Raw genomic sequence first — 4447 nt, 5'->3', positions numbered from 1 at the left:
GGCACTTCTTGCTGTGGAACTGCCGGATCGTGTCGCCGACCCAGTACCAGCTCTCGGCGGTGTTGTCGTCGCAGGTCCACTGGGTGGCCACCGCGTTGTCATCGAGGCTTCCGCCGTAGATGGTGATGCACTTGCCACTGTTGACGTTGCGCAGGGTGGCTCCGCCGGCGGTCCCGGCCACCTTGGTCCAGCTCTGCGCGGTGCTGCCGTTGCAGGTCCACTCGTTCAGCACGGCGCCGTCGGAGGTGCTGCCGCCGTACACGGTCAGGCACTTCTTGCTGTGGAACTGCCGGATCGTGTCGCCGACCCAGTACCAGCTCTCGGCGGTGTTGTCGTCGCAGGTCCACTGGACGACGTTCGTTCCGTTGTTGAGGCTGCCGCCATAGGGGAGCAGGCACTTGCCGCTGTTGACGTTCCGGAACCGGACGGTGGTGATGGGGGACGGGGTCCGGGCGAAGTCGAAGACGAGGCGCTGGGGCAGGGCCTCGGTCGACTGCGCCACCTCGTTCACGCCGCGGAAGCGGTCGGAGGGCGGGTCGTAGTCGAAGTTCTGCGTCATGTCCGGGACGGCCGTCACGACGCTCGGGTATCCGCCGGGCGTGGCCTTGTGGATGCAGGCGGACTCGCGATACCCGGTTTTGATGGCCTTGGGGCAGATGCCACTGACGTAGAAGGTGCCCTGGACGTTGACGATGCCCTGCATGCTCCTGATCGGCGAGAGCCACGCCCCCAGGGCAGGCGCGCCGCTCTTCGGCAGGCCGGTGGCGAGGTCGAACGGCCATCGGACGATCCGGCCCGGCGTGGGGTTGTCACCGTCCATCCACTCCGAGGACAGCAGAGCGCCGTTGGCACGGTCGAGGCTGAGCGAGGTCAGGCACGGCTCGTTGCCCGTCGCCGCCGTGCAACTGCCACTGGTGACCGCCGTGGTCCGGTACGTGTAGGCCACCGGGAGGACGAAGCTGAGGCCCTTGGGCCCGGCCCCGGACACACGCATGAGGTCCGCGAGGCGGAAGACTTCGAGGTTCTTCCCGCTTCCGACGAGAAGATTGTCGTTGTACCAGACGACGCTGTCGCCGTGCGTGCCTCCGGAGGCCGTCACCGCTCCGTTCGGGGCCAGCGTGGCAAGGAAGACGTCGAAGTACCGCGGAGTGGAGAGGCTCCGGTCGACGAACCGTACCTTGGCGTAGTTGCCGACGGGCTGCGCAGGGTCCGGGATGGGCTTGTCGTTGGCATCCCTCTTCTCCGGGCCGTGCCACGAGACGACCTCCCAGCGCTTGCCGCGCCACCAGCCGTCCGTCGTCTCGGTGTGGGGCAGGGCGAACCCCTGGGGGGCCTTGCCGTCCGAGCCGCTGTCGTCGGCGGCGTTGTCCCAGCAGTACCCATTGGGGGCGGCCCCCGGATGGATGGGCTCGGGGAAGCACAGGCCGTTCTTGGCGTACGCGCCGTCGGTGACGGCCGACAGGTCCACCTTGGTCAGACTGGGATTGGCGGCGTCGCCGGAGGCTATGTCAGCGGTGGCGTCGACGCGCAGCTCGAGCTTGAACCCGCTCGCGTTGATCGGCTCGACCCAGGACTGGGCGTGTGCTGTGCCGGTGGCGAGCGTCGTGCCGGCCAGTATGAGCGCGCCCACAGCGGCGACGCGTGCCATGTGTTTGGATCGCCGGCGCAGACCGGAGGACAGGGTTCCGAGATTCATGGCGCAGAGGATGTCATGCGCCCATCAGTCGTCGATCACAGGGGTGCCTTGAAGCGGAGCCCTGCCTTCCGGGCGCCGGACCCCGCCGGACGCCAGCCCCCGATCCCCCGACACGGCAGCCCCAGTGCCGGTCAACCGCCTTGCCCGTAGCAAGGCCGCCGTCCCCGCTTGGCAGCGGCCTTGGGCGGTCGCGGCTCACGGGGGCAACCTACCGGTTCCGGCTCGCTGACCCGTGGGCGGATCCTGCCTGCGCCGCAGAACCACTGTGCTCAGTCGCATGCCCAGGTGGGCGAGTGCTTCTGTCCTTTGTCATCCACGTTGGTCGTCTGTGCACCGCCTGACCTGCGTGGACTGAGTGGGATGGCAGACGTCCGAGCCTGACATCCCGGCGTCCGCTCAGTTCCCGATGTGGAGCTCTGGGCGGGTCCACAGGGTGAGGTCGCTGCTGGTGGCGACTGCCAAGGTGAGACCGGATGGGGAGAAGCCGGCAGCGCGCAGCTCCGAGTACTCGGAGTGGAAGACGTGCCACCAGGTGCCTCCAGCCGGTCCTTTGTGTGCTCCGCCGTCGGCAGACAGGATGACACGGTCGTGGGGCCATTCGGGGCTGACGATGTCCAGCGTCCAACCGTCCGGGGTGGTGCTGTGCAGACCGCCGCCGAAGAGGCCTGCGATGCGGACCGGGGTCCCTGCGAGGGGACCGAGGCCGGGGCAGGTGAGGTCCGGGTGTGCGTCGGGAGTGCTGGTGGCGGGATCGGGATTCCGGTCGCGTGCGATCTTCTCGCCGGTGACCGCATCGAAGAGTCCGTGTCCGTCGCTGGATACGACCATGACGAGGTCGTGTCCGGTGTCCGGGTGGACTGCGAAGCCGATGCCGAGCAGTCCGCCGATGGCGGTCCTGTGGTCCAGGACGGGCTGCCATGGCGTCGGGGCCGGCATGACGGCGGCGGCGACGTAGCGCTCCCGTAGCCGCTGCTGGTATTCCGTGATCAAGCCTGTCTCCTCGGTGCGGTTCGCGTCGAGGATCTCTCGCGCAGCGTCCCAAGTCGATTCGAATTCACAGGGTCGGCGGCAAGGAGCCGCCGCACGGACTGTGGCTCGAGCGAGTCTGCTGCGCCGGTCTGTCCTCGACGTCGAGTGGAGCCCGTTTGCGCAGGTGGAGTGCCTTCTGGCGACAGGTCGCGGAACACGTCCGGCGTCGAGGTCCGCTGCCCTTGTGCTCGGGGAGTTGAGCAGACTGTGCAGTTCGTCGGTTGCTTCAGCCTCGGTGGAGGGGGCGAAGGGGATGATCCTTCGCACCTGGGGCCAGTAGAGCTCGGCGTTGTCGTGCGGCGAGCACACCGCGATCGCATGCCGGCCGTGCGCCGCTGCCGGGTGGTCCGGGTGAGCAGGTCCAGGGTCGCCGGCAGGACCAGGACCAGGACCCGGACCAGGTCCCGCCCGCCCGGGCCGGCTGCAGCGCGGCCGAGGTGGCGATGTACGTCTTCCGCGTGCCGCATGCGGGCACCACCGTGGCTCACAGCCCTGCCTTCGGAATCCGCTTACGGGGCGGAGTGTCGAGGCGTCGAGCGATGGCTTCGACGGCTTCTTCCTGGTGGGGCTGCAGGGTGACGGTGGTCGGGTGAGCCATGCGGGCTTCGCGGTCACTGGGTGGCGGTGACGAGAAGTTGGACGGCGTCGAAGTCGCTGGTGGGTCGGCCGTGGAACTGTCCGACGCGTAGTCGGGAGCAGGCGATCAGCCCCATGCCGGTGTCGTGGTGGAGGGCACGGTTCATCGCCTCCCTGCTGGCCGGGCACCAGGCCGACCGCGAGGCCCTGACCGGACGAATCGCCCATGGACGGGACACCGTCCTCTCCGAGGTGAACCTCCTCGCCATGCAGGCCCGCGACGATTTGCCGGAGGCCGGCGCCGTCTTGGACGCCCTGTCCCTCTCCTGCACGCCGGGCCCGTATCTTCCGGGCGAGGAACCGTACGACGACGTCCCCGAACCGGTGGACTCCGCGGTGGGGCTGCGCACCGACGCGGCCATGCTCGCGGAGCGCCTGGTCGCCCACGACCGCATCCACGGGGAGGGAAGACCTCACGCCCTCCGCAGCCCCGCACCGACGGTGACCGGGACGTCGAGCGGGAGTGGATAGCCGCCCGCGAAGTCCGTCTCGGCGGCCACCGCCTGCCGTAGCTGGCCCACCCGCCCCCCGTACGCTGGCCCGGCGGACGGCTGCTCCTGCGCTCGGCACGACTGCGGTGGCCTGGTCCCGGTGTCCCGGTGCGCCGAACACGGGAACGCGGCTGCTCCGGTGATGGAGTGGCATCCCGGCGGCGGCCTGCGCTGTAGAGCCCCGGCCACCCCTCGGGCAGAGCCAGCCGCGCGCCGCCGATTCGGGGGCGCTCACCGCTGTCACCCGTCCGTAGGCACACCAGCGATCACGGCCGGGCACGGGCCGGCGGTGAAAGGGTGGCGGGCGGATGCTGCGTGGTGGGACCGACAGGTGTACGGGGCGGACCCGGATGACCCTGACCCGGGCCCGGTACCGAGCCACGACTACGTGGAGCTGGTGGGCGGCCCGCTGGACGGCGGCCGGCTGCTCGACGTGACCGGCTGGAGTCCGCTGGAGAGGGCGGACGGCGTCCTGCTGATGTCGGAACGGGGGGCGTTCGGGCCGGGTGGCCGCTGCGCATACGAGCCGGCGGAGATCGATGGGGTCTACCCCAGCCGGTTCGGGTGGCGGGGCGACGTCCCGTAAGTGCGGGCG

The 4447-nt window shown here is 69.9% G+C and carries 4 protein-coding genes; 2 read left to right on the top strand and 2 right to left on the bottom strand.

The window, feature by feature from the left end; all coding sequences use genetic code 11:
- Together EF918_RS33050 and EF918_RS33045 are read right to left on the bottom strand one after the other, a co-directional pair.
- On the bottom strand, window positions 1-1696 hold a 1696-nt coding region (locus EF918_RS33050), incomplete at its 3' end, for an RICIN domain-containing protein (RefSeq protein WP_148141311.1).
- Between the two features lie 396 nt (window positions 1697-2092).
- Window positions 2093-2686, bottom strand: a complete 594-nt coding sequence (locus tag EF918_RS33045) for a hypothetical protein (protein ID WP_125652587.1) — start codon at window positions 2684-2686, stop codon at window positions 2093-2095.
- Window positions 2687-3436: 750 nt separating this feature from the next.
- Between EF918_RS33045 and EF918_RS33040 the strand changes: the two genes are divergently transcribed.
- Both EF918_RS33040 and EF918_RS33035 read left to right on the top strand, forming a co-directional pair.
- On the top strand, window positions 3437-3832 hold the full coding sequence (locus EF918_RS33040; RefSeq protein ID WP_125652586.1) for a hypothetical protein: 396 nt from the start codon (window positions 3437-3439) through the stop codon (window positions 3830-3832).
- Window positions 3833-4141: 309 nt separating this feature from the next.
- Complete coding sequence (locus EF918_RS33035) at window positions 4142-4438, top strand: hypothetical protein (RefSeq protein ID WP_125652585.1); 297 nt, start codon at window positions 4142-4144, stop codon at window positions 4436-4438.
- Window positions 4439-4447 lie beyond the last annotated feature (9 nt).

This window comes from Streptomyces sp. WAC06614 (genome assembly GCF_003949795.1).
Taxonomy (GTDB): domain Bacteria; phylum Actinomycetota; class Actinomycetes; order Streptomycetales; family Streptomycetaceae; genus Streptomyces.
This window is presented reverse-complemented; position numbering and strand designations above follow the sequence as displayed.

Bases quoted from the DNA above. Each gene is read 5' to 3' on its own strand.
- EF918_RS33040 (WP_125652586.1), top strand. From the start codon at position 3,437: ATGCCGGTGTCGTGGTGGAGGGCACGGTTCATCGCCTCCCTGCTGGCC.